22 protein-coding genes and 1 tRNA gene are annotated in these 22,278 nt (G+C 67.9%); 7 read left to right on the top strand and 16 right to left on the bottom strand.

All coding sequences use genetic code 11. The features are described from left to right. Positions 1-97: 97 nt before the first annotated feature. The 4 genes from HJG44_RS06170 to HJG44_RS06155 form a co-directional block, all read right to left on the bottom strand. Positions 98-1,279 carry an FAD-dependent monooxygenase gene (locus tag HJG44_RS06170; RefSeq protein WP_171217496.1) on the bottom strand — a complete coding sequence of 394 codons (1,182 nt, stop codon included), beginning with the start codon at positions 1,277-1,279 and terminating at the stop codon, positions 98-100. 105 nt (positions 1,280-1,384) lie between these two features. Then, positions 1,385-2,182, bottom strand: a complete 798-nt coding sequence (locus tag HJG44_RS06165) for an alpha/beta fold hydrolase (protein ID WP_171217495.1) — start codon at positions 2,180-2,182, stop codon at positions 1,385-1,387. 98 nt (positions 2,183-2,280) lie between these two features. Further along, positions 2,281-2,727: a MarR family winged helix-turn-helix transcriptional regulator gene (locus HJG44_RS23565; protein WP_210260973.1), complete on the bottom strand. Its 447-nt coding sequence runs from the start codon at positions 2,725-2,727 to the stop codon at positions 2,281-2,283. 236 nt (positions 2,728-2,963) lie between these two features. After that, entirely contained in the window at positions 2,964-3,533 is a 570-nt protein-coding gene (locus tag HJG44_RS06155) for a TetR/AcrR family transcriptional regulator (RefSeq protein ID WP_246736092.1), read from the bottom strand. Between the two features lie 153 nt (positions 3,534-3,686). Here HJG44_RS06155 and HJG44_RS06150 point away from each other — a divergent pair, with 153 nt between their 5' ends. After that, on the top strand, positions 3,687-4,085 hold the full coding sequence (locus tag HJG44_RS06150; protein WP_171217494.1) for a RidA family protein: 399 nt from the start codon (positions 3,687-3,689) through the stop codon (positions 4,083-4,085). Between the two features lie 163 nt (positions 4,086-4,248). Here the strand turns inward: HJG44_RS06150 and HJG44_RS06145 are convergent, their stop codons facing one another. Beyond that, positions 4,249-4,554 carry a VOC family protein gene (locus tag HJG44_RS06145; RefSeq protein WP_210260972.1) on the bottom strand — a complete coding sequence of 102 codons (306 nt, stop codon included), beginning with the start codon at positions 4,552-4,554 and terminating at the stop codon, positions 4,249-4,251. A gap of 305 nt (positions 4,555-4,859) precedes the next feature. Between HJG44_RS06145 and HJG44_RS06140 the strand changes: the two genes are divergently transcribed. Further along, positions 4,860-4,935 (top strand) — tRNA-Lys (locus HJG44_RS06140). A gap of 446 nt (positions 4,936-5,381) precedes the next feature. Further along, positions 5,382-5,633 (top strand): hypothetical protein, encoded by a 252-nt coding sequence (locus HJG44_RS06135; RefSeq protein ID WP_171217493.1) that lies wholly within the window; start codon positions 5,382-5,384, stop codon positions 5,631-5,633. Here the strand turns inward: HJG44_RS06135 and HJG44_RS06130 are convergent. Further along, positions 5,605-6,732, bottom strand: coding sequence for an anhydro-N-acetylmuramic acid kinase (locus HJG44_RS06130; RefSeq protein WP_171217492.1), 1,128 nt, complete (start codon positions 6,730-6,732; stop codon positions 5,605-5,607). The genes HJG44_RS06135 and HJG44_RS06130 overlap by 29 nt on opposite strands. Before the next feature lie 70 nt (positions 6,733-6,802). On the opposite strand from HJG44_RS06130, the gene tyrS reads away from it, so the two are divergent. Both tyrS and HJG44_RS06120 read left to right on the top strand, forming a co-directional pair. Next, positions 6,803-8,068 (top strand): tyrosine--tRNA ligase, encoded by a 1,266-nt coding sequence (gene tyrS / locus HJG44_RS06125; protein WP_171217491.1) that lies wholly within the window; start codon positions 6,803-6,805, stop codon positions 8,066-8,068. 105 nt (positions 8,069-8,173) lie between these two features. Further along, positions 8,174-8,656 carry an Hcp family type VI secretion system effector gene (locus HJG44_RS06120; RefSeq protein ID WP_171217490.1) on the top strand — a complete coding sequence of 161 codons (483 nt, stop codon included), beginning with the start codon at positions 8,174-8,176 and terminating at the stop codon, positions 8,654-8,656. A gap of 77 nt (positions 8,657-8,733) precedes the next feature. Here the strand turns inward: HJG44_RS06120 and HJG44_RS06115 are convergent, their stop codons facing one another. Beyond that, positions 8,734-12,219 carry a YhdP family protein gene (locus HJG44_RS06115; RefSeq protein ID WP_171217489.1) on the bottom strand — a complete coding sequence of 1,162 codons (3,486 nt, stop codon included), beginning with the start codon at positions 12,217-12,219 and terminating at the stop codon, positions 8,734-8,736. A gap of 153 nt (positions 12,220-12,372) precedes the next feature. Here HJG44_RS06115 and HJG44_RS06110 point away from each other — a divergent pair, with 153 nt between their 5' ends. Both HJG44_RS06110 and HJG44_RS23970 read left to right on the top strand, forming a co-directional pair. Then, the gene (locus tag HJG44_RS06110) at positions 12,373-12,840 is read left to right on the top strand and encodes a peroxiredoxin (protein WP_171217488.1); all 468 of its coding nucleotides are present in this window, start codon (positions 12,373-12,375) and stop codon (positions 12,838-12,840) included. Between the two features lie 79 nt (positions 12,841-12,919). Continuing rightward, positions 12,920-14,161, top strand: a complete 1,242-nt coding sequence (locus tag HJG44_RS23970) for a peptidoglycan DD-metalloendopeptidase family protein (protein WP_174873171.1) — start codon at positions 12,920-12,922, stop codon at positions 14,159-14,161. A 114-nt stretch (positions 14,162-14,275) separates the two neighbouring features. On the opposite strand, the gene HJG44_RS06100 is transcribed toward HJG44_RS23970, so the two are convergent. The 9 genes from HJG44_RS06100 to pdhA form a co-directional block, all read right to left on the bottom strand. Further along, positions 14,276-14,617: a DUF805 domain-containing protein gene (locus tag HJG44_RS06100; RefSeq protein ID WP_171217486.1), complete on the bottom strand. Its 342-nt coding sequence runs from the start codon at positions 14,615-14,617 to the stop codon at positions 14,276-14,278. Between the two features lie 31 nt (positions 14,618-14,648). Beyond that, complete coding sequence (locus HJG44_RS06095) at positions 14,649-15,833, bottom strand: M23 family metallopeptidase (protein ID WP_346767132.1); 1,185 nt, start codon at positions 15,831-15,833, stop codon at positions 14,649-14,651. 102 nt (positions 15,834-15,935) lie between these two features. Continuing rightward, entirely contained in the window at positions 15,936-16,613 is a 678-nt protein-coding gene (locus tag HJG44_RS06090; protein ID WP_346767106.1) for a protein-L-isoaspartate O-methyltransferase family protein, read from the bottom strand. A gap of 48 nt (positions 16,614-16,661) precedes the next feature. After that, on the bottom strand, positions 16,662-17,261 hold the full coding sequence (locus HJG44_RS06085; protein WP_171217484.1) for a nucleoside 2-deoxyribosyltransferase: 600 nt from the start codon (positions 17,259-17,261) through the stop codon (positions 16,662-16,664). Positions 17,262-17,277: 16 nt separating this feature from the next. Beyond that, a complete protein-coding gene (locus HJG44_RS06080; RefSeq protein ID WP_171217483.1) occupies positions 17,278-18,702 on the bottom strand; it encodes a pyruvate dehydrogenase complex dihydrolipoamide acetyltransferase in 1,425 nt (474 codons plus the stop codon). 4 nt (positions 18,703-18,706) lie between these two features. Further along, on the bottom strand, positions 18,707-19,291 hold the full coding sequence (locus HJG44_RS06075) for a Uma2 family endonuclease (protein ID WP_171217482.1): 585 nt from the start codon (positions 19,289-19,291) through the stop codon (positions 18,707-18,709). Between the two features lie 86 nt (positions 19,292-19,377). Then, positions 19,378-19,674 (bottom strand): DUF5076 domain-containing protein, encoded by a 297-nt coding sequence (locus HJG44_RS06070; RefSeq protein WP_346767105.1) that lies wholly within the window; start codon positions 19,672-19,674, stop codon positions 19,378-19,380. A gap of 4 nt (positions 19,675-19,678) precedes the next feature. Further along, complete coding sequence (locus HJG44_RS06065) at positions 19,679-21,148, bottom strand: pyruvate dehydrogenase complex E1 component subunit beta (RefSeq protein WP_171217480.1); 1,470 nt, start codon at positions 21,146-21,148, stop codon at positions 19,679-19,681. 43 nt (positions 21,149-21,191) lie between these two features. Next, positions 21,192-22,232, bottom strand: a complete 1,041-nt coding sequence (gene pdhA, locus HJG44_RS06060) for a pyruvate dehydrogenase (acetyl-transferring) E1 component subunit alpha (RefSeq protein WP_171217479.1) — start codon at positions 22,230-22,232, stop codon at positions 21,192-21,194. Positions 22,233-22,278: the final 46 nt, after the last annotated feature.

Below are 22,278 nucleotides of genomic sequence, written 5' to 3'. Positions count from 1 at the left end.
AAGCTTCGATCTGGCGAGGCAGGATCCGATTGACTCGAAGAAGGCCAGCACCTGGCCGTCCCGCAGCTGCGCCTCACGACGATCGTGCCGTCTGCGGCTACCGGTATTCAGGCAAGTCGACGCTTTCGGCGGGAGGCATCGCCAACTTGGTTAGAACCTTCTGGATGCCGGGCTTCGACGCAATGCCGAGTACGGATCGCTGTAGCGATACACCCAGACGACTATGCGGCTGCATCAGGCGCGGTCCGATCTTGGGAACGTTCTGACCCTTCTTGACGAAAGGACGCATGACGTCTTCGTAGCGCTGGAACGCCTGCTCGATGTCGTCCGTCTCCGACAGCTCGCCGGCGAGCACATAGGCGCCGACGATCGCCAGCGTCGTGCCGATGCCGCTGAGCGGCGTCGCGCACCACGCCGCATCGCCGGTGACAGCGACCCGACCCTTGTGCCACCGCTTCATCTTCACTTGCCGCAGAAGGTCGAAGTAGAGATCGTCGGCCACTTCGAGCCCGTCGAGCACCCGGGGCGTCTCCCAGCCGGCATCGGCAAACCTTTCCCTCAGCCACCGCTTCTGCTCCTCCGGTGACTCCGGCGCCTCGCGAACCGGGGCTTGCAGCGTCAGGACCGCGCGCGTCGTTCCCTTGTTGTCCGGGCGCAGGAAGACGCTCCTTCCCCCCGGCGCATTGTACCAGCGGGCGTCGCTGCCGTCGCCGGGGCCCTTCGGGATGGTGAAATAGCCCATGGTGACGTCCATCCAGCGCGGCTGGTTCTCGCCCGGGAAGACCAACTCGCGCGTCGACGATCCCACCCCTTCGGCGATCAGCACGAGGTCGTAATCCTCCTCTCTGCCGCTCCTGAACCGGACATGGGCGGCATCAGCGCCATCCTCGATCGCGGCGACGGCGTCGCCGAAACGATAGTCGACGCGGTCGCGGACGCTCTCGTAGAGCAGCCTGGCTAGGTCGCCGCGCAGAATCTCCAGCTCGGCCGTCGGGCCGTTCGCGCCCAGGTCCTTCAGCGCGAACCTGGCGATGACCTCGCTGTTCTCGTCGACGAAGGTCCAGGACGTCTCCCCGGTGCCGCTTCGATCGACCTTGTCTTCAAGACCCATGCGCCGCAGCACGCCGCGCGCCACGCCGCGCACGTCGACATTCTGCCCGCCATCGCGGAACTCCGGCGCCTTCTCGACCACCGTGACCTCGAACCCGCCCTTGACCAGCCACCACGCCAGCGTGTTCGCGGCGACGCTGCCGCCCGTGACAAGAACCCGCTTCGCCATACCTGTCTCCTTAGACTCGACTGTCCGACAGCAGGCGCTTGCCGCGTCGCTTATATTTGCTGATCAATCCGGGGCGCCGGCCGCGCCCGGCCGCGCCGAGGCGCCTCATTGAAGGAACCGCAGCAGCCGCTGTGTGAAAGCCTTGGCTTCATCGACGTTTGCGAGGTGCTTCGCCCCCGGAACCTCGTCGTACCGGGCATTCGGCGGTGCGGCGGACAGCGCCCTCATCTGCGCGGCGGCAGGATCCGCTCCACCGCCGAGAAACAGCGTCTCGGCAGCAATGGCCGGGAGACGACCGGTGATGTCGAAGCCGGCAACGCCCTCGACCACATGAGCCATCGCGGGGCCGTCCACCTTGGCGGCGATCGCGTGCCAGAGCTGATAGGTCTGACGACCTTCATCGCTTTCGCTGAATTCCTCGTTCACCGAGAACGACCACAGCTCGTCGAGCAGCTTCGAGGGACCGTCCTCGCCGCGCAGCGTGGCGGCCCACTTGGACAACATCGCCTGAAACTCGGGCACAGCCGTGGACGGGCCGGCGTTGACGACAACCAGCCGGTTGACGCGCTCGGGCGCCTCGACCGCCGACGCGAGCGAAACCGTGCCGCCCATCGACACGCCGACCAGATCGGCCTTTTCGACCCCGAAATGGTCAAGAACCGCTACGAGATCGGAAACCAGATCGGGAACGGTGACGGGGCGGCGATCGATCGGATCGGAGGCGCCGTGCGCCACCATGTCCGGCACGATGACGCGGAAGCCCGCGCCCGCCAGCGCGGTGACCTGCGAGCGCCACGCGATCCCCGCATTCGCCATCCCGTGCAGCAGGACCACTGGAGGCCCCTTGCCCGTCTCGAAGCAGTAGAGACGCCGACCCGCGAGCGGCACCCACCCCGCATGCATGTGTCCATCCTCCGTGGTGGGTCTCTCTTAGGATAGGATTATATCGATGTTGATGTATTGTACTGTCAAGGCCGCCCGACCAGGGCGGCGCTCCAGCCTCAGCCGTCGCTTTCGAGGTTGGCGATCAGCCGCTGGAGCAGAGTCGTCAGCGTGCGGCTTTCCTCGGCGGTGAACCCTGACAAGGCGTGCGCGTTGGCCTCAACCAGGAAGGGCGAAGCGACCTCGACAGTTTCCCTGCCTTTGTCGGTCAGTTCGATGATCGTGGCGCGGCGGTCCTTCTCGGCCGGCCGGCGCGATATGAATCCCCCTTCTTCGAGCCGGGCGATGGCATGGACCATGCCGGGCTGCCCCACCCCCAGCCCACGGACGAGGTCGCGCTGAAGCATCGGCCCGTCCCGGTGGAGAAGCATCAGCGGCGACAGGTGCGCCAACACGAGCCCGAGCGGCCGGAGCAGGGTATCCATCCGGCGATTGAACACACGCGCGGCGTGGTTGGTCAGAAGACCCGGGGCCTTGCCGGGAGAGCAGGCGTCGACGTTCTTCACTTGAAAGGTTTCCGTCCGGCCGCCAAGCTTATCAAATCAACGGCAGTGATATCTGCAGGCTTTAGGCGGCGGATCCCAGTTTCGGCGAGACCGAGCAGCTGCACGGAACCGAGGCGCGATCGCCAATGAGCTATCGCTTACATTGACGCCACACGAGCCGAGCCCTCGTCCTGCTGCCTGCCAAGCCCGTTCACCTTTGCGGCCGAGTGAAGCGCTCGACGTCAGGTTTCCTGTCGTCAGCGCTTCTTGCGAAGCAGGCCGGCCGCCATCAGGCGGAACGCTTCGACCGCTTTGGGCAACAGGCTCGGCGGATCATCGGCAGCGGCGACCCAGAGCGCGGCGCTGAGCGCCGCGCCGTTCAGCAGCCGCGCGGCCGCCTCGACATCGACCGGCTGCACGACGCCCGCCTCGATGAGGGACTGGATCGTTCGCATGGTGACCTGCAGGCAGGAGTTCTCGCCGGGCCATTTCGACGGGTCGCCAAGCACCGCGGGACCGTCGAGGAGCATGATCCGCTGGATCTCGGGCTCGCATGCCATTTCGATATAGGCGGCTCCCTCGTCGATAAGGCCCTGCCAGGGATCGGGAGCCTGCTCGCGGACCGCGCGCAGCCGCTCCGCCATCTCGCCGTCGATCTGCTCGACGACAGCCCAGAGCAGCCCCTTCTTGCTGCCGAAATTATGATAGAGCGCGCCGCGGGTCAGCCCGGCGGCGGCGGTGAACTCATCCATTGACGCCGCAGCATATCCCTGCGTCGCGAACGCGCGTCGCGCAGCGCTGACCAGCTTGTCGCGGGTCTCCGCCATTCCCTCCGCGCGTTTGTTGCTCCCCATATCTGCTGCCCTCAACGCCTCCACGTCGGTTGACATACGCGATGTATGCAACCTACCTCCGGCATACGGCGCGTATATCGAAGGCGCGCGATCGTTCAAACAACCGGCTCGGTTCAGGAGACACGTATGGCAAAACGCGACGCGATCTTCCCCGCTGATCGGCACGCGCTGTACGAGGCGCATCGCTACTCGGCCGCCATTCGATCCGGCGACATTCTCTTCGTGTCCGGTCAGGTCGGCAGCCGCGAAGACGGGTCTCCCGAACCACTGTTCGAGGATCAGGTTAGGCGAGCGTTCGCGAACCTGCGCGCTGTGCTGTCAGCGGCCGGATGCACCTTCGACGATGTGGTCGACGTGACCACATTCCATACCGATCCCGAGGCACAGATCGAGACCGTCATGGCCGTGCGCGAAGCGGAAATCGGCGAGCCGCCGTATCCGAACTGGACTGCGGTCGGAGTGAACTGGCTCGCCGGTTTCGACTTCGAGATCAAGGTCATTGCCCGGATTCCCCAGTCGGAGTGAGCGCGAATCTACGCTCTTGGATGCAAGTCGGTTTCAGGCTGCACGCTGCCGGACGTCTTCGATTGACACAGTCATCGATGACCAACGGCGGGTGACTGACCTCCCGCCATCTCCGCACAGTGTGGTGCGCCGTCTTGCAGACAAACACAAGCTAGGCTCCCCTTTATTCCGGCAGGCCTGTCCGCTCGTAACGCCGCTGCATCTCCTCGGGCGAGACCTCCTCGATCGAATGACCGATCATCCATTCGTAGCCAAACGGGTCCCGGACTCGGCCTGACCGCTCGCCCCAGAATCTGTCGGCGGGGTCCACTACGATCCGTCCGCCGGCCGCAACGGCGTCCGCCATCATGCGGTCGGCGTCCTCGACATGGAGGTGGATGAGAAACGTACAGGGACCATCTGGATCGGGCGCGTGAATGCCGAGTTCGGGAAACGGCGCCGAGAGCATCACCGTGGTCTCGCCGAACAAGAGTTCGACATGACCGATCCTGCCGCCCGGCTCGACCAGCCGGAATTTCTCGGTCGACAGCCATGTGCCGGCCGAGCACCTGTTGCGCTCCGTCGACCGCTTCGTCCACCTCGCGGGCGGCCGTTACGGCTGCCAGCCGGAGATCGGCTGCGACCGACGCGACAGAACCGCTGTGATCTCTGCGCTCGGTGCCGGCGTCCCCATTGAGGGCGGCGGCATCCGGCAAGCTCTTCGCCGCACCGGGTGGACAGGACAGGGCGCCTTTGCTAAGTGCCCGGTCTCGTCGGTGCATGCCGCCGACGGTCGGGTGTATAGCTCAGTTGGTAGAGCAGCTGACTCTTAATCAGCGGGTCCAAGGTTCGAATCCTTGTACACCCACCAATCAGATCAAGCACTTAGCACAGGTCCAAGGGGAACGCAGCGGGAACGTGTGATCCGCGATTTCGGGTCCTAAAGGTCATACGTGTGACCTTGACCCTCATGGATGGCTGTTTCCCGTGGGACTTTTCCGCTAGTTTCTCGGGCCCGCGGAGCGTCCTCAGGCAGCGCCGTCCGGCGGCGTCAGGACCGGACCATCAGAGGCGCAAGTCGCTTCTTCGACGGCGGATCGAGACGTTGATTGCGCGGTCGACGCCCCTCTCCAAAAGCGTCTCGGCAAAAGGGTACAAGCAACCAGCCGCAGGGTCGCCTCGGCGCAGGGCCAGGATGCGGCAGCGCCGTCCCAGCTTTCCACAGGCGCTCGCATTTCGCTCAAATGCGAGCGATCCTCTTCACCATAGCTCCATGGCCGAGCTCCAGACCGGTTGCGCGGGACGGGAGAGATTCGCATGGCGTGGCTGTTCCAAGGCTCGGAGACGGAGCTTCTCGGCCTGAGCGACTTGGATTTCATCGAAGTCTGGTCCGCCCTGTTCGGGGAGCCGCCCGCGGCCATGATCGACCGGGCGCAGATGGTCGGGCTGATGCGGTCGGCGCTCGAGCCCGATGCAGCGCCGGCCTTTCGCTCCGAAGCCCGGGCCGTGGCCGCCCGTCATGCCTGGGCCGCGTTCGGGGCTAGGGAAGCGCCTTCACGCCGCCCGTGAGCGGCTCGCGCACGCCGGTCGTCGACGGGAAGGTGATCGGCAGCCCGAGCAGGCTCAGGACGGCCAGATAGGCGAAAGCCTGCGCCTCGAGATAGGCCGAGGACCATCCGACTGCGTCCGCCGTCGTGATCTCGGTCCGCAGATGGTAGTTCAGGAGCCGCATCAGTTCGCCGTTGCGGGCCCCTCCCCCGGCCACGATCCAGCGCAGCGGCGGCTCGGGCGCGTGATCGAGCGCGCGGGCGACCGCCTGGGCTGTGAAGGCCGTGAGCGTCGCCGCGCCATCCTCGGTCGAGAGCTGGCCCGCCAGCTTGTGCGAGAACCAGTTCCGGTCGAGCGACTTGGGCGGCTTCCTGGCGAAGAACGGATGCGTGAGGAGCCACGCGAGCAGCGCCCCGTCGGGCCGCCCGCGCGCCGCCGTACGGCCGCCGTCGTCCAGCGGGCGTCCGGTCCGCTCGCGCATCCAGTCGTCGATCAGCGCGTTGCCCGGGCCGGTATCGAAGGCGAGGAGGTCGCCCCTCTCGGTGATGAGCGTGACGTTCGCCACCCCGCCGAGATTGAGGATGCCGAGCGGCCCGGCGAAGCCAGACGCCTCCGCGAGGGCCCGGTGGAACACAGGCACGAGCGGCGCGCCCTGGCCGCCCGCCTCGATGTCCGCCCGCCGCAGCTCGTACACGACCGGGATCCCAAGCCGTGCCGCGAGCCTTTGCCCGTCCCCGATCTGGATCGTCATGCGCTGGTCCGGCCGGTGCACGACAGTCTGCCCGTGGAAGCCGATCACGCCGATTTGGCCCGGATCGAGCCCGTTCTCGGCCAGGAAGGCCTCCACGGCCTCCGCGTGGCTCCGCGTGACGAGCTCCTCCGCCTCGGCGAGGCAGCCCGGGCGCTCGTCGCGCGCCTCGATCTTTTCCGCATCGACCAGCGCCTGGCGCAGGAGCGCACGCTCCTCGTCCGAATAGGCCCGGTAACCCGTCGGCCCGAGCGGCTCGATGAACCCGTTTTCCGTGCGGGCCACCTTCAGAGCGGTGCCGTCCGTGTCGATCAGCGCGACGTCGACCCCGTCGAGCGAGGTCCCGCTCATCAAGCCGATCGCCCGCATCATCTGCTCCCGTGAAAATCGCCGCCGAAGCTGTTACACGCGCCGGCTTGCACTCCCAACGACCAACAGAGTGATGTCCGCGACCCTCTCCTCGCCGAGCTCGGCCTTTCTCCGCATCCTGACCGAGCGCGGCTTCATCCATCAGGCCTCCGATCTCGCCGGCATCGACGCGGCGGCGCGCGAGGGCCGGCTCACGACCTATGTCGGGTACGACTGCACCGCGCCCTCGCTTCATATCGGGCACCTGCTCTCGATCATGATGCTGCACTGGCTCCAGGAGACGGGCGCCGGCCGGCCGATCGTGCTGATGGGCGGCGGTACGACCCGCGTCGGCGACCCGTCCGGGCGCGACGAGACTCGCAAGATGCTCACCGTCGAGCAGATCGAGGAGAACAAGAACTCGATCAAGGAGGTGTTCTCGCGCTTCATCCGCTTCGGCGAGAGCGGTCACCTCGCCGCGATGGCGGACAATGCCGAGTGGCTGACCAAGCTCAACTACATCGACATGCTGCGCGAGATCGGGCGCCACTTCTCCGTCAACCGCATGCTGTCGATGGATTCGGTGCGGCTCCGGCTCGAGCGCGACCAGGAGCTCTCCTTCATCGAGTTCAACTACATGATCCTGCAGGCCTACGATTTCACCGAGCTGCACCGCCGCTACGGGGTCGTCCTGCAGATGGGCGGCTCTGACCAGTGGGGAAACATCGTCACCGGCATCGACCTCGGCCGCCGTCTCGGGACCGGGCAGCTCTACGCGCTGACCTGCCCGCTCATGACCACCGCCTCCGGCGCGAAGATGGGCAAGACGGCCTCGGGCGCCGTCTGGCTGAAGGGCGAGATGTTCTCGCCCTACGACTACTGGCAGTTCTGGCGAAACACCGAGGATGCCGATGTCGGCCGCTTCCTCAAGCTCTTCACGACACTTCCTATGGAGCGCATCGCCGAGCTCGAGCGGCTGCAGGGCGCGGAGATCAACGAGGCCAAGAAGGTCCTCGCGACGGAGGCGACCGCCCTGCTGCACGGCCGGGAGGCCGCGGAGAGTGCGGCCGAGACGGCGCAGAAGACGTTCGAGCAGGGCGTCACGGCGGATACCCTGCCCTCCGTCGAGGTGCCGCGGGAGGACATCGAGACGGGGATCGGCATTGCGCCGGCCTTCGTCCGGGCGGGGCTTGCGGCCTCCAACGGGGAGGTGATCCGTGCGATCGCCAATGGCGCGATCTCGGTGAACGACGCGCGGGTCACCGACCGGAGCCGCATCGTCGCCGCTTCCGACCTCAAGGACGGGGTGGTGAAGCTCTCCTTCGGCAAGAAGAAGCACGTGCTGCTCCGGGCGGTGTGAGCCGCGTGCAGCGTGCCAAACCGCACAACAGACCGCCGCGTCCTGATGTAGAACATTCCTGTCGCCCGGAACTGATCTTCTCCGGGGCAAAGACAGGAGGTTCACATGGCGGTCGACATCTTCCTGAAGCTTGACGGCATCAAAGGCGAGGCGATGGACGACAAGCACAAGGACCAGATCGACGTGCTGGCCTGGTCGTGGGGCATGGCGCAGTCGGGCACCACGCACATGGGTTCCGGCTCCGGCTCGGGCAAGGTCTCGGTGCAGGACCTGTCGATCACCAAGTATGTCGACAAGTCGAGCCCGACGCTGGCGCTGCACAGCTGCAACGGCAAGCACATCCCCAAGGGGCAGCTCATCATCCGCAAGGCGGGCGAGAAGCCGCTCGAATACGTCAAGCTCGACATGGAGGACATCATCGTCACCCACGTCTCGCTCGGCGGCACGGGCAGCGAGGACCGCCTGACCGAGAACGTCACGCTGAACTTCGGCAAGTTCAAATACGTCTACACCACACAGACCAAGGACGGCTCCGCCGGCCCCGAGATCGAGGCCAAGTGGGACATCCAGAAGAACACCTCGGCGTGACGAGCGGCGCCTGACGCCCTTCCGCACAGGAGGGGCATGCCGACCTCCTGCGAGCCGTCCCCGGGGCGGCTCTTGCTTCAGTCGGCCGGCTCCGGCTCGGCGCGGGGCCTACGCAAAGCCCGCTCTTTCCGTTCCGGCGGTGGCGCAGTGGCCCCGGTCGCCTCTTCCTCCGGGAGCATCCAGCTGAACAGCTTGCGCAGGATCCCGGGGGCGACCGCCGTAAGCGGATTGACCGTCAGGGTCGGCGCGCTCGCCTGGCCGGACACCTTGAAGTCGATCGCGAACAGGCCCTCGTTGCGGTTGCCGCCCCCGAGGAGCAGGCCCACGATCGGGACCTGGCTGAAGGCGTTGTTCAACCCATACGCCGGCACGAAGGTCCCCAGGATCTCGGTGCGGTCGCGCCCGTAATCGACATAGCCGGCCAGCGTGAAGCCGACCTGCGAACCCCAGATCACCACGTCCTTGTACTCGACGCGCGATGCGCTGCGCCTGAACTCGGCGTTGAGCTTGGCGAATTCGACGATATCGGCCTCAAGGCGTTCGGTGATCGCGCCCGTCCGATCCTCCGAGCCCGACTGGGTCGTGTTCGCCGCGATGGAGCGCAGCGCCGGCTCGTTCCTCACCGAGAACGAGCTGATCGCGACGGTCCCGCTCTGCACGGCATCGCCGAGGCTCGTCTTCACGACGAGATCGCCCCCGACCATGCGGCGATATAGGTCCAGAAAGCGGAGCGTCGCCCCGGCATCGTCGGATCTGACGACAAGCTGCGGCTGGCCCGCCTCCCGCACGAGCTGCGCGTCCACGGCGGCGGAGCGGAACTTGCCGCGAAGCTGAAGCGCCCGTAGGTCGCGGCCGCGGGTCCCGATCCTGGCCACGACCCCCGTCAGCGCCTCCTCGTTGTAGCCCGTGACGATGTTGACGGTCGCCTCGATGTCGAGATCCGGCGGCTCGCGCCCCTTCTGGCCGCCCCCCTCTGAGCCGGTGAGCCATTTCAGCACCGGCCGGGCGTCCCCGACATTCCCCTTCAGGGCGACCTTGTAGAGTTGCCCGCTCCGGTCGACCGAGGCCCGCATATCGTCGCCGGACGAGAGCTTGAACGTCCCAAGCTCCGCCTTCTCCAGGACGCCGTCGGTCGCGAAGGTGACGGTTCCGCGCAGCTGCACCGGCCCGGATTCCACCACGAGGTCACGCAGCTCGGTCCCCTCCCCCTCGCCGAAGGCGAAATGGATGCGCCCCGGCCGGCCCGCCGGCTTGCTCCAGCCCGGCAGCAGGCCCTCGATGGCGACCTTGGAGAGGTCCGCCTCGACCTTGGTGGGTCCCTTCGCGCCGGCTCCGAAAGGCACGACGAGCTTTACCGGAACGGTGCCTGAGACCTGAGGCGCGGTCGGGAGCGACCGCCGCGCCCGTGCCGCCTCGTCGAGGCTCAGATGGACCGCCACGTCGCCCGGCGCGGCCTTCGGCTGACGCAGATCGAAGGTCGCCGGCGCCCCTCCGAGCCGGCCCTCGCCACGGATTGAAAGCGCTCCCGCCTCGTAGCCTACGGCGAGCTGAGCGCCTTCCAGTTTCTCCCGGCCGACGATGCGCTCGACCGAGATGTCGGCGAGCGTGCCGGAGACGCTCACGGGAAGATCCGACAGCGGGGGAATTCTGTGCACGGTCAGCGGCAGCGAGACCCGCAGATCCGCCCTGCCCTTCACGTTCGCGGGGTCGATGTCGAAGGAGCCGAGCTCGCGGAAGACGGGAGAGCGTAGGAACGAGGCGAGCGCGTCGGCCCCGCCGTCGAGCCGGAAGTTGATCTGCGCCACGCTCGTGGCCAGATGCTCGTCAGCCTGACGGAAGCTGCCCCCCGAGAAGTTCAACCGGCGCCCGTCCGACATCTCGACCCGGCCCTGCCCGCTTGTCAGCGTCGTCGTGTTCCCGGTCGCCGCACCCACGAAGCTCAGCCCCGTCAACGGCGGGAGCCCGTCGATGACGTTCATGCTCGCGCCCGAGATCGTGAACGAGAGGCTGAGCCCGTTGTCGGAGATCGGCCGCCCCGAAAAGGCGCTCCGCAAGTCCTCGGGAGCGAGCTCGGTGCGGAGCTGCATGTCGCCGAGCCGCCCCGCCGAGAGGTTCCGGGCGAGGTAGCTGCGGAGTTCCGGATTCACGTTGCCCGGCCAGAAGGCGAGGAGCCGGCGCACGCTCGTCTCCTTCGCCTGGATGAGCGCGTGGAGCGAGACCCCTTCCGGCGACGTCGTTGCGGCGCCCTCGAGCGCAAGGTCCAGCTCCTCGCCCGTGAACCGGATCCGGTCGATCCGGATCCCCGTCTCGGCGAAGCTCGCCTCCGCGTTGAGCTCGGCGACCTTGAACGCCGGGTCCCGCGCCGTTGCACCTGCCCAGGTCGCGTCGCGCCCGGCCAAGCTGAGCCGCCAGGCACCATCTTCCCTGGAACGGAGTTCCCCGGCCAGCCGTGCTTCGATCGCGCCGCTTTTCACGTCGAGATCGGAGAGGTGGAAACTCCGCGCAGCCTCGTCCCAGGCGGCCGTGACTGCAAAGCGGTCGACCGGGATCGGCGTCTGCCCGGTTGCCGCCAGCGTGCCCTGCGTGCTCTCGAAATGGCCTGCGAAGCGGGTCAGGCGGCCCTCCGCCAGCTCGGCCGAGACCGCGCCGGAAAGCTTCAGGTCTGCGATCGCGGGGAAGTTCGCCATGCCGGTCAGCAGCATCGCGTCCTGGAGCGGGATCGCGGAGGCTTCGAGCTCCGCCCGTCGACCGGCCGCGCTCTCGCCGATCTCGCCGCCGAGCCGCCACGCCCCGCCCGGCCCTTCGAGCGAGATCGACATGCGCCGCAGCCCGTCGCCTAGGCGCTGGAACAGCGCGTTCACGCGCCCGAAGGCAGCCCGCTCGCGGCCATCCGACCCGATCACGATCAGCCGGGCATTGGCCACGGAGGCGCGGTCGAGCGCGGCGATCAGGCTGGCGGACCCGAGCACCGGATCGAGGAGGGAGGCGACCGCGCGGGAAACGGATGAGGGGCCCACCTCGCTGGCGGTCCCCTTTGGCTCCTCGGGACTCCGCTTGTCGGCGCCGACCGGCGCCGGCGCCGGGGGGCCGGACCCGCCTTCCGCAGGGGGCACGAAGGACAGGCCGCCGTCGCGCGCGACCTGAACCACGAGCTGGAGGTCGCGAAGCTCGATCTCGCGCGGGGAAAGCGCGCCGAAGACGAGCCCTGAGGGGTCTAAGCTCACCACCGCATAAGGCGCGCGGATGACGAGCTGGCCGGCTGGGTTGCGGATGTCGAGCCCCGTCGTCCGCACGGCCGGCATGGCGCCCTGGAGCTCGATCGCCGTGTCTGCCAGTTCCACCCGCCAGCCGGGGCCGATACGGCCGGCGAGCGCGGCCTCGAGCTGTTCCGAATAGTCCTTGAGGCTGACCGGGCCGGCCACCAGGCGCAGGTAGAACGCGAACGCCACGAGGAGGAGGCCGAAGGCCACGCTCAGCTTGACGTAGAAGGTGCGCCGCACGACCCGCCGCCAGCGGGAATCATGCCGGGTCCGTCTTGCGTTCCTGGTGGCGAGCAGCTTCATCCCCCCTCGAACAAAGTCACTCGCCCGGATCAGCGGTCCGTGATTCGGCCGGCAGCGTGCGATGGATTAGAAAACACCTCGTTTCCGGGCGAAACCGCCAGCGGCAGGCACCGGCATCACAATCAAGCCAATAGGTCGAAAGGAAGGCGAAGAATGCAGCTTCAGGTTGGTTCTCCGGCACCCGCGTTCACGCTTCCCGGACCCGGTGGACGCGAGATCGCCCTCTCGGGCTTCGCCGGGCGCAAGGTCGTGCTCTACTTCTATCCCAAAGACGACACGAGCGGCTGTACTCAGGAGGCTCGGGAATTCAGCGCGCTCAAGGCCGATTTCGAGGCGGCCGGGACGGAGGTGATCGGCATCTCCCCGGACAGTCCCAAGAGCCACGAGAAATTCGTCGGCAAGCACGGGCTGGAGCTGACGCTCCTGTCCGACGAGACGAAGGAGATGCTGCAGGCCTACGGAGTGTGGGTCGAGAAGAGCATGTACGGCCGCAAATATATGGGGGTCGAGCGAACGACCCTCCTGATCGACGGCGACGGCAAGATCGCCCGGATCTGGTCCAAGGTGAAGGTCCCGGGCCATGCCAAGGAGGTGCTGGAGGCCGCGCGCGCCCTCGGCTAGCCCGTCCGGCACGGCCGGCGTTGCGGGATCCTTAACCCTAACGATGTGTGATGGGGCCCGACCTCGACAGACGGTGCCCATGCGTCCCCACGCCTCCCCGGTCCATCGCCATGCGCATCGCCCGGCGCCAGCCCCGGGCACGGTCCTGCTCAGCCGCCGGGCCCTCCTGACGGCGGGCTTCCTGGCTACGAGCGCCCTCGCCTGGGCGGCCGCTACGACCTGGTACATCGCTTCGCGCGACGAGCTCGCGCAGCGCGTCTTCGTTCGCGAGACGGAGATGAGATTTGCGTACGAAGACCGGATCGCCCAGCTCTCCGCGCGGCTCGAGCGCGAGGTGACCGGGAACATGGTGGAGCGGCGCAGCTTCGAGGCCCGGATCGCGGCGGTCGCGGCCCGCCAGGCCGAGATCGAATCCCGGCAGGCATGGCTGCGCGCCGCCGCCGAACAGGCGGGCCTGACGGCTGCCAGCCCTGCCCTGACGGTCGCGGCCGGAATGCCGGAGCGGAGCGCGCGCAGAGTTCCGGCCGGCGAGGAGGCCAGGCCTGCGCCGCTCCTCGATTTCGGGCTTCGCCTGCGCGACGGCCGTGGCGAAGGGCCGCGGCCGGAATCCCCGCGCGACCGGCTGTCCGCGCTGGAGCGCAAGCTCGAGGCGACGGCAGCGGAGGAGGCGGAGATCAGCAAGACCGTGGGGCGGATCGCGCGCCAGCGGCTCGTCCGGCTTCGCTCGGCTCTCGACGCCACCGGACTCGATCTCGCCGGTTCTCCCTCTCCCGAGCGCGACATCGGCGGCCCCCTTGTGCCGGTCGACGTGAAGCCCGGATCCGGTCCCCTGGGCTTCCTCCTCTCGGATCTCGGCTCGAGCCTCGCCGAGATCCGGCGGCTCGACGCGCTGGCGCGCACGCTGCCGCTCGGCCAGCCGCTCGCAGGCGAGGTCGAGCAGACGAGCGGCTTCGGAACGCGCTTCGATCCGTTTACGCGCGGCCCGGCACTCCATACCGGGCTCGACTTCCGGGCCGAGCCGGGCACGCCCGCACGCGCGACGGGCGATGGCCGAGTGGTGTCGGCGGAGTATTCGGGCGGTTACGGGAACATGGTCGAGCTCGACCATGGGAATGGCGTCACGACGCGCTACGGTCACCTCATGTCCATTGCGGTGACCCCGGGCCAGCGGGTTCAGGCTGGCCAGATCGTCGGCCTGACCGGGTCGACCGGCCGCTCGACGGGCCCTCATCTTCATTACGAGACGCGAGTCGGCGGAGAGCCGGTCAATCCCGTCCGGTTCATCGAGGCGGGCAGGCTGAGCGGCCGCCTGAACGGGTGATCGGCTCGCAGGTCGGCCCGGCACAGGACGCGGCACCGCCACGGCGACCGATAACGGCTGGATAGCCCCGACGGGGCTCTGCCCCAGCCCTGCCGACACTGGATCGTCCGCCTTTCAGGCGAGCGGGTCCGGTCCGAAACGGTTCGGACCCGGGGTGCCGCGCAGGAAGCCGTTCTCCACGAAGGCCCAGATCCACCCGATCACAGGCACGAAGACGATCAGCACCCACCAGCCCGACTTGTCCCGGTCGTGCCACCGCTTCACCGCGACGGCGATGCTCGCCACAAAGGAGACGAGCCCAACGACCATCGAGGCGAGGCTGTTCGACCGGCCGAAGAGGAGCCAGTCGACAACGGACGCCGCGAGGGCCGCGGCGAGCAGCACCACGACCGCAAACCAATAGGCCTTGCGGCCGATGCGGCCCTCGAAGCCGAAGAGGAGCTGCGATAGCGTCATCGCCCTCCTGGCTCCGCTTCACGTCGCGAGCTCAGTTGCTCGCGAGATACTGCATCGGATCGACAGGGGTCGAGCCCTTCCGGATCTCGAAGTGGAGCTGCGGCGAGGTCACGTTGCCGGATTGGCCCGACTTCGCGATGACTTGGCCGCGGGACACCCTCTGGCCGCGCTTCACCTCGATCTCGCCGTTATGCGCATAGGCGGAGACGTAACCGTTGTCGTGCCGGATGAGGACGAGGTTGCCGTAACCCTTCACCTCGTTGCCGGCATAAGCGACGGTTCCGGCTTCCGCCGCCTTCACGGGGGTTCCGTCCGGGACCGCGATGTTGATGCCCTCGTTCCCCCCTGCCCCGCCGAAGCCGGAGATCACCCGGCCGCGCGCGGGCCACCGGAACTCGGCGGAGGGCGTCGCGGGCTGCACGGGTAGCGAGGCGGTCGATTCCGGCTCCCTGGCCGGCTTGGCGGGCTCGGGCTTCGGAGCCGCAACCGCCGCGACCTTCTGCGGCTCCGGCTTGGCCGCGGCCTTGACCGGCTCGACCGATTTCGGCTGCGCAGCAGCCATCTGAGCGGGCTTCGCAGGCTCCACCTTCGCCAGCCTAGGAGCTTCCTTCACGGCGACAGGCTTCTCCGGCACGGCCGCCATCTTCTGCGCGGAGCGCGGCTGAGCCTTCGGCTCGGGAACGGCTGCGGCCTTGGCCGGCTCGGGGCCCTTCTGCCAGGTGAGCTGGCCCGGGCGGATGCGCGCCTTCTCGGCTGCAGGCGCCGGGGCCGGCCTGACCTCCGCCATCTGCGAGCGCGAGACGAGCCGCCCCTGCTCGGGGCGCGTCGCCGGAGCCGGCACAGACTGGGCGACACGGGCCGGAGCCGCAGCGCGAGGTGCGGGGGCGCTCACGGCCGGGTTCAGACCGGCGACGGCCGGCCGCGATGCGTTGGCGCCTTCGACGGGAGCCGGCCGGTTGTACGCCGGGGCGGAGGCAACCTTCTGGGCGGGCGGGGCGAGCGGCACGGAGCGGACTGAGCTGCGGGGCATCGGAGCCGCAGTCGACGGCGCGTCGACGCTGCCCGTGAGGCTCGGCTCCTCGCTCTGCTCGGAGGCGAATGGGTTGGCGAAGGGGGTGCTGGAGAGACGCATCGCGTCCGAGCTGCAGGCCGCCGCCAGACTGCCGACCGCTCCGATCATCGCGAACCGGGACACGGTACGAGCCAACTCGCTCACCACACCGTTACGCATCGAACCCACCCGCACTGAACGCCTAACGCCACGATCCGATTAAAGCCGGATTCAGGTTAAACTTCCGTTGTGCCTCCGCCTGCGCGCTTAAGGGTCGTGACGGCACGCGACGAGGGGCGACAGCCTGACGGGCGCGCCGAAGGCGTGCGAAAGATCGCCCTCCTCGTCCCGAAAGATCGTGAGCAGCTGGGGCACCCCGTTCTGGATGGCCCCCCCCACCAGGCGGCCGCCGGCGACGAGGCGCGACGTGAGTGCGGGACTGAGATAGGGCAGCACGCCATTCAGAAGAATGCGGTGATAGCGGCCCTGCGTATCGCCGCCCTCCAGCCCGTCGCCGCAAACATGCTTGATGCGGGAAAACCCGGCGAGCTGCAGGCGCCGCTCCGCGCTTTCAGCGAGGATCGGCTGCCGCTCGATCGTATGGACCTCCGCCCCGATCCGGGCGAGGAGCGCGGTGACGTAGCCCGTCCCCGTTCCGACTTCGAGGATGCGCTGGCCCGGCTTGACCTCGAGCGCCGCCAACATGGCGGCGACCACGGCCGGCGCCGTCATCGTCTGGCCGCAGGGGATCGGGAGAGCGACGTCCGAACGCGCGAGGTCGGCGAAACGCCGGGGCGCGAAGAAGTCCCGCGGCACCGTCTCCATGGCGCGCAGCACGTTGAGGTCGAACACCCCGCGCTCGCGGAGAGACAGTACGAACGCGGCGGTCCCCTGCCGGAGGAGTTCGAACTCCGACGGCGGATCCAGGCTCAGAGCTGCGGACACGATACGCTACTCGACAGCTACGATGCCGCCGAAAGTAGCAAGGGCCGGTTAGGGAAAGGTTTTGGGTCTGGCCTCGCCCCAGCTCCCGTCACGGAGTGCCGCCGCTGCATGCGAGACGCAGCGCTCGAACGTCCCGAGGTCCCGCCCGGGATCGCTCCTCGCGGGCGCGGCCGGCGTGAAGACGCCCGTCCCGCCATGGGCGAGCAGCGCCTCGGCCAGCATCAGATTGTCGAACAGCTCGAAATTTTCGACCGCGTAGCCGTCCGCAGCGAAGAACTGCCCCCGCTCGGTCCGGAGCGGGCCGAAACCCGACCGCACGCGCTCAAGATGCGCGAGGGGATCGTTGGTGTAGCCGAAGACAGGCCGACCGAAGGCAAGCATGTAGCCGAGCTCGAACGCGGTGCCGGGATCGGCACCGACGCCGCGGAACGGAGTCAGGTTCGCGATCACCGCGTCCGCCTCTCGCATGGCGGCGCAGCAGGCCTGGAAGATGGCTGACGAGGTCGGCGCGACGGCTGGCCCGTCGAGATCGAGCGGGAAGAGACCGGCAAGGCCGTATCGCGCACAGATCGCGACCTTGCGCCGACCGACCTCGACGGCGTCGGGCAGGAAGACCTCCGGCCCGGCGAGATAGACCTTGGGCGTCAAGCGTCCGGGCCGAGGCTCAGACGAGCATCGCCATCGGGTTCTCGACGAGCTGCCGGAAGGCGGCGATCACCTCCGCGCCGAGCGCGCCGTCGATGGCCCGGTGATCGCAGGAGAGCGTGGCGGACATGACGGTCGCGACCGCAGGAGCGTCGCCCCGGACCACGACCCGCTTCTCGCCGGCGCCGACGGCCAGGATTGACGAATGCGGAGGGTTGATGATCGCGGTGAATTGTTTGATCCCGTACATGCCGAGATTGGACAGCGCCGTGGAGCCGCCCTGGTACTCGTCCGGCTTCAGCTTCCTGGCCTTCGCGCGGGCGCCGAAATCCTTCATGGCGTTCGAGATGGCCGAGAGGCTCATCGTGTCGGCCTTGCGGACAATGGGCGTGATCAGCCCGTCCGGGATTGCGACGGCCACGCCGATATCGACGTGCTTGTGGCGCAGCATCGAGCCCTCGGTCCAGGAGACGTTTGCGGCCGGCACCTGCATCAGGGCTAGCGCGTGCGCCTTGATCATGAAGTCGTTGACCGAGAGCTTGTAGGCGGGCTTGCCGTCCTTGTCCTTCGGGGCCGCGGCGTTCAGCTCTTCGCGCAGCTTCAGCAGCTTCTCCAGGTCGCAATCGACGGTCAGATAGAAGTGCGGCGTCGACTGCATCGAGGCGGCGAGCCGGCGCGCGATGGTCTTGCGCATATTGTCGTGCGGGATCTCCTCGAAGGAGCCCGGCTGGAAGAACTTCTTGATCTGCTCGTCCGACATGGCAGGCGCGCCGGCCGGAGCCTGAAGGGGCGCGGTCGATGGCGCACCAGCCTGGGGGACCAGGGGCCGTTCGGCCGCGGGCTTCGCTGCTCCTCCCTCGATTGCCGCTTTCACGTCGGCCTGAACGATGCGGCCATGCGGGCCGGACCCGGAGATCTGCGACAGGTCGAGCCCGCCCTCCTTCGCGATCCGTCGGGCGAGCGGAGAGGCGAAGATCCGTCCGCCCGGGGTACCGGCCCCGTTCGGCCGCGCGGCCTGCTGCGCTGCCGAAGCCTGGGTTGCCGGCTCGGCCGGGCCCTGCGGCGCCTCGTTCGAGCGGGCATAGCTCTGCTGCGCCTCGGCCGAGACCTTCATGTCGTCGTCGGCCTTCTTGGGCGCGGACGCCTCCCCTGGCCCGGCCTGCGAGCCGGGTTCCGTTGCGGCGATGCTCGTCGGGTCTTCGCCCTCGGCCGCGATGACGCCGATGACCTGGTTCACGGGTACGTCGGGTGTCCCGTCCGGGACCGTGATCTTGGCGAGCACACCCTCATCGACCGCCTCGACTTCCATGGTCGCCTTATCGGTCTCGATCTCGGCAAGGACGTCGCCGGACTTGATCCGGTCGCCCTCCTTCTTCAGCCACTTGGCGAGGTTGCCCTTCTCCATGGTCGGAGACAGCGCGGGCATGAGGATGTTGGTCGGCATCTGTTCAGGCCTCTGTCGAGGGCGGCGTATCGAAGGGGAAGAGATCGTCGAACGGAAAAGAGATCGCATCGAACGGTGGCGCTTGAACGAGCTCGCCGGCTTCGATCGTCGCAACCAGCAGCCATCGTCGCCCCATAAGCGAGAAAACCTCAAGCACGCGCTGCTCCGGGTCGAGCAGCCAGAGATGTTCAACACCGGCTTCCGCATAGAGGCGACGCTTGCCGCCGCGATCAAGCCTTGCCGTTGACGGCGAAAGTATCTCGCAGACCCAATCCGGCGAGACCTCGAAATAGGCCGTCTCCGGCAACCGCGGCAGACGCTCACGTCTCCAGCCGGCGAGATCCGGCACCACGACATTCTCCCGCAGGTGAAGCTCCGGCTCGGCAGCGAAGACCCAGCCGCCCGGACCGCCTCGACCGCGCCCGAACGGCATGTCGAGTTCGCCGCCCAAACGGAGCGACGTCGTGACGTGAGCCGGCCGCGGCCGCGGATGGGTCTCCAGCACGCCGTCGATGATCTCGGCGACGAGATGCTCCGGGACGGCTTCGAGATCGGCATAGGTGGCCGGTCGGCGCACGGGCTGCGACATGTCAGGCTCGGCTGGCGGCGGAGGCCGGATCATACGTCATCAGGCGGAACGTATCATCGAGCAGCACGGGATCCGCCGCGGCGCCATCAGTTGACCGCCCGGGTGGACCCGAGATCCGTCGGCCTGTTCAGCTCGGCCTCCATGCCCTGCCTGATGGCGGCGAGCGCCTCGTCCTCCGACATCCCGGTCTCGAGCGCGTAGATGCGGCTGGCATGCCGGGCGAGGTCGACGAGCAGGATCCCCCAGGTGAAGGGGTCGTCGAAGCTCCGCCTCAGACCGACGCTGACCGCCCCCTCGACGATCGAGGCGCGCAGGATCTCGACCCCGCCGCGCTCCACGGCGTCGGGCGGGACGGCGAGTTCCTCGAATTTCGGCTGGCTCACGACCTCACCGATACAGGACGGCTTTCGCCGCCTGCACCACCTCGCCGACGTTTGGAAGCGCGAGCTTCTCGAGATTGGCGGCATAGGGCATTGGCACGTCCTTGCCGGTGATGCGGGCAACCGGCGCGTCGAGATAGTCGAACGCCTCCTCCATGATGCGCATCCCGATCTCGGCCGTGACGCCCGATTGCGGGAAACCCTCCTCGACCGCGACGCAGCGGTTCGTCTTCTGCACGGAGCGGATGACCGTCTCGACATCCATCGGCCGAATGGTGCGGAGGTCTATCACCTCCGCCTCGATCCCTTCCTTGGCAAGCTCCTCGGCCGCCTTGAGGGCATAGGTCATGCCGATGCCGAAGGAGACGATGGTGACGTCCTTGCCCGTGCGGTGGATGCGCGCCTTGCCGATCGGCAGGACGAAGTCGTCCAGCTTCGGCACGGGCATGGACTGCCCGTAGAGGATTTCGTTCTCGAGAAAGATGATCGGGTTCGGGTCGCGGATCGCAGCCTTGAGCAGGCCTTTGGCGTCCGATGCGGTGTAGGGCATGACGACCTTCAGGCCCGGCACGTTGGAGTACCAGGCGGCATAGTCGTGGCTGTGCTGGGCGGCGACGCGCGCCGCCGCGCCGTTCGGCCCGCGGAAGACGATCGGTGCGCCCATCTGGCCACCGGACATGTAGAGGGTCTTCGCGGCCGAATTGATGATCTGGTCGATCGCCTGCATGGCGAAGTTCCAGGTCATGAACTCGACGATCGGCTTCAGTCCCGCGAGCGCCGCGCCGACACCCAGTCCGGTGAAACCGTGCTCCGTGATCGGCGTGTCGATCACACGCTTCGGGCCGAATTCCTGGAGAAGGCCCTGGGTGACCTTGTAGGCGCCCTGGTATTCCGCGACCTCCTCGCCCATGACGAAGACGTCCTTGTCGCGGCGCATCTCTTCCGCCATGGCGTCCCGAAGCGCCTCGCGGACGGTCATGGTGACCATCTCGGTGCCTTCCGGGATTTCGGGGGCGGCGGTAGTCTCGGGCTGAGGCGGAGATCCTGCCGCCGAGGGCGCCTTCGGGATGGCGGGGACGGTCGCGGGGGCGCCGCCTCCGGCCGGCACCTCCCCCTTGGCCTGCCCGCCGCCCGAGCCCGTACCAGACCCCGTCTCGCTGGCTGGCTCGACATTGGGCGCGACGCCCTTCGCCTCGGCCCCGTTCGGCTGGCCGGACCTGGCAGAAACGTCCTCGCCCTCCGCGGCGATCACGCCGATCGGCGTATTGACCGCAACGTTCTCCGTCCCGTCGCCCACGAGGATCTTGGCGAGCACGCCCTCGTCGACCGCCTCGACCTCCATGGTCGCCTTGTCGGTCTCGATCTCGGCCAGGACATCGCCCGACTTGATCCGGTCGCCCTCCTTCTTGAGCCATTTCGCGAGCTTGCCCTGCTCCATCGTGGGAGAGAGGGCGGGCATCAGGATGTCGGTGGCCATGGGTGCTCTGTTCGTTCGACGGGCAGGGCGGCGCGGACGGCGATCAGGCCTCGCGGAGCACGTCCGTCCAAAGCTCGGATACGTCGGGCTCGGGATCGTGAGTGGCGAACTCGGCGGCGTCGTTCACGATCTCACGGACCCTCCCGTCCAGCGTCTTGAGCTCGTCCTCGCCGATCTTGTGCCGCTCGATCAGGCGGCGGCGCACCATCTCGATCGGATCATGCTCCTCGCGCATCCGCGAGACCTCGTCCTTCGACCGGTACTTCGCCGGGTCAGACATCGAATGGCCGCGATAGCGGTAGGTCTGCATCTCGAGGATGTAGGGACCCTGGCCCGAGCGCGCGAAGTCGATGGCCCGCCGCCCGGCTGCATAGACCGCGCGGACGTCCATCCCGTCCACCTGCTCGCCCGGGATGTTGAAGGACACGCCGCGCTTGGAGAAATCGGTCTGCGCGGAGGCCCGGGACACGGATGTGCCCATGGCATAGCGGTTGTTCTCAATGACGTAGACGACCGGAAGCTTCCACAGCTCCGCCATGTTGAAGCTCTCGTAGACCTGCCCCTGGTTCGCCGCCCCGTCCCCGAAATAGGTCAGGGAGACGCGGCCGTCCTCGCGGTACCAGTTGGCGAAGCCGAGGCCCGTGCCGAGCGAAACCTGCGCGCCCACGATGCCGTGGCCGCCATAGAAGTGCTTTTCCTTGGAGAACATGTGCATCGAGCCGCCCTTCCCCTTGGAGTAGCCTCCACGGCGGCCGGTGAGCTCGGCCATCACGCCGCGCGCATCCATCCCGCAGGCGAGCATGTGCCCGTGGTCGCGATACCCGGTGATGACCTGGTCGCCCTCCTTGGCGGCCATCTGCATCCCGACGACGACCGCTTCCTGGCCGATATAGAGGTGGCAGAACCCGCCGATCAGGCCCATGCCGTACATCTGGCCCGCCTTCTCCTCGAAGCGGCGGATCAGCAGCATGAGGCGGTACGCTTCGAGCTCCTGGTCCTTGTTCAGCTCCGGCAGCTCGCCCTGTCCCTCGGCCTCGGTCGCATTCGAGGCCGCGCGGCTCTGCTTACGCGCTGCGACTGCCATCCAGGTTCCTCCGACGGATCTTGCGGCGACGGTAGACCACTCGGAG

Origin of the sequence: Enterovirga aerilata (assembly GCF_013044135.1) — a bacterium.
Classification (GTDB): Bacteria; Pseudomonadota; Alphaproteobacteria; order Rhizobiales; family Beijerinckiaceae; genus Enterovirga; species Enterovirga aerilata.
This window is presented reverse-complemented; position numbering and strand designations above follow the sequence as displayed.

Coding starts and splice junctions, on each gene's coding strand:
- HJG44_RS06155 (WP_246736092.1), bottom strand. CDS start 3,533: ATGGCGGAGACCCGCGACAAGCTGGTCAGCGCTGCGCGACGCGCGTTC.
- HJG44_RS06075 (WP_171217482.1), bottom strand. CDS start 19,291: ATGTCGCAGCCCGTGCGCCGACCGGCCACCTATGCCGATCTCGAAGCC.
- HJG44_RS06150 (WP_171217494.1), top strand. CDS start 3,687: ATGGCAAAACGCGACGCGATCTTCCCCGCTGATCGGCACGCGCTGTAC.
- HJG44_RS06110 (WP_171217488.1), top strand. CDS start 12,373: ATGCAGCTTCAGGTTGGTTCTCCGGCACCCGCGTTCACGCTTCCCGGA.
- HJG44_RS06170 (WP_171217496.1), bottom strand. CDS start 1,279: ATGGCGAAGCGGGTTCTTGTCACGGGCGGCAGCGTCGCCGCGAACACG.
- HJG44_RS23970 (WP_174873171.1), top strand. CDS start 12,920: ATGCGTCCCCACGCCTCCCCGGTCCATCGCCATGCGCATCGCCCGGCG.
- pdhA (WP_171217479.1), bottom strand. CDS start 22,232: ATGGCAGTCGCAGCGCGTAAGCAGAGCCGCGCGGCCTCGAATGCGACC.
- HJG44_RS06080 (WP_171217483.1), bottom strand. CDS start 18,702: ATGCCGACCAACATCCTCATGCCCGCGCTGTCTCCGACCATGGAGAAG.
- HJG44_RS06120 (WP_171217490.1), top strand. CDS start 8,174: ATGGCGGTCGACATCTTCCTGAAGCTTGACGGCATCAAAGGCGAGGCG.
- HJG44_RS06135 (WP_171217493.1), top strand. CDS start 5,382: ATGGCGTGGCTGTTCCAAGGCTCGGAGACGGAGCTTCTCGGCCTGAGC.
- HJG44_RS06130 (WP_171217492.1), bottom strand. CDS start 6,732: ATGATGCGGGCGATCGGCTTGATGAGCGGGACCTCGCTCGACGGGGTC.
- HJG44_RS06165 (WP_171217495.1), bottom strand. CDS start 2,182: ATGCATGCGGGGTGGGTGCCGCTCGCGGGTCGGCGTCTCTACTGCTTC.
- HJG44_RS06065 (WP_171217480.1), bottom strand. CDS start 21,148: ATGGCCACCGACATCCTGATGCCCGCCCTCTCTCCCACGATGGAGCAG.
- HJG44_RS06100 (WP_171217486.1), bottom strand. CDS start 14,617: ATGACGCTATCGCAGCTCCTCTTCGGCTTCGAGGGCCGCATCGGCCGC.
- tyrS (WP_171217491.1), top strand. CDS start 6,803: ATGTCCGCGACCCTCTCCTCGCCGAGCTCGGCCTTTCTCCGCATCCTG.
- HJG44_RS06115 (WP_171217489.1), bottom strand. CDS start 12,219: ATGAAGCTGCTCGCCACCAGGAACGCAAGACGGACCCGGCATGATTCC.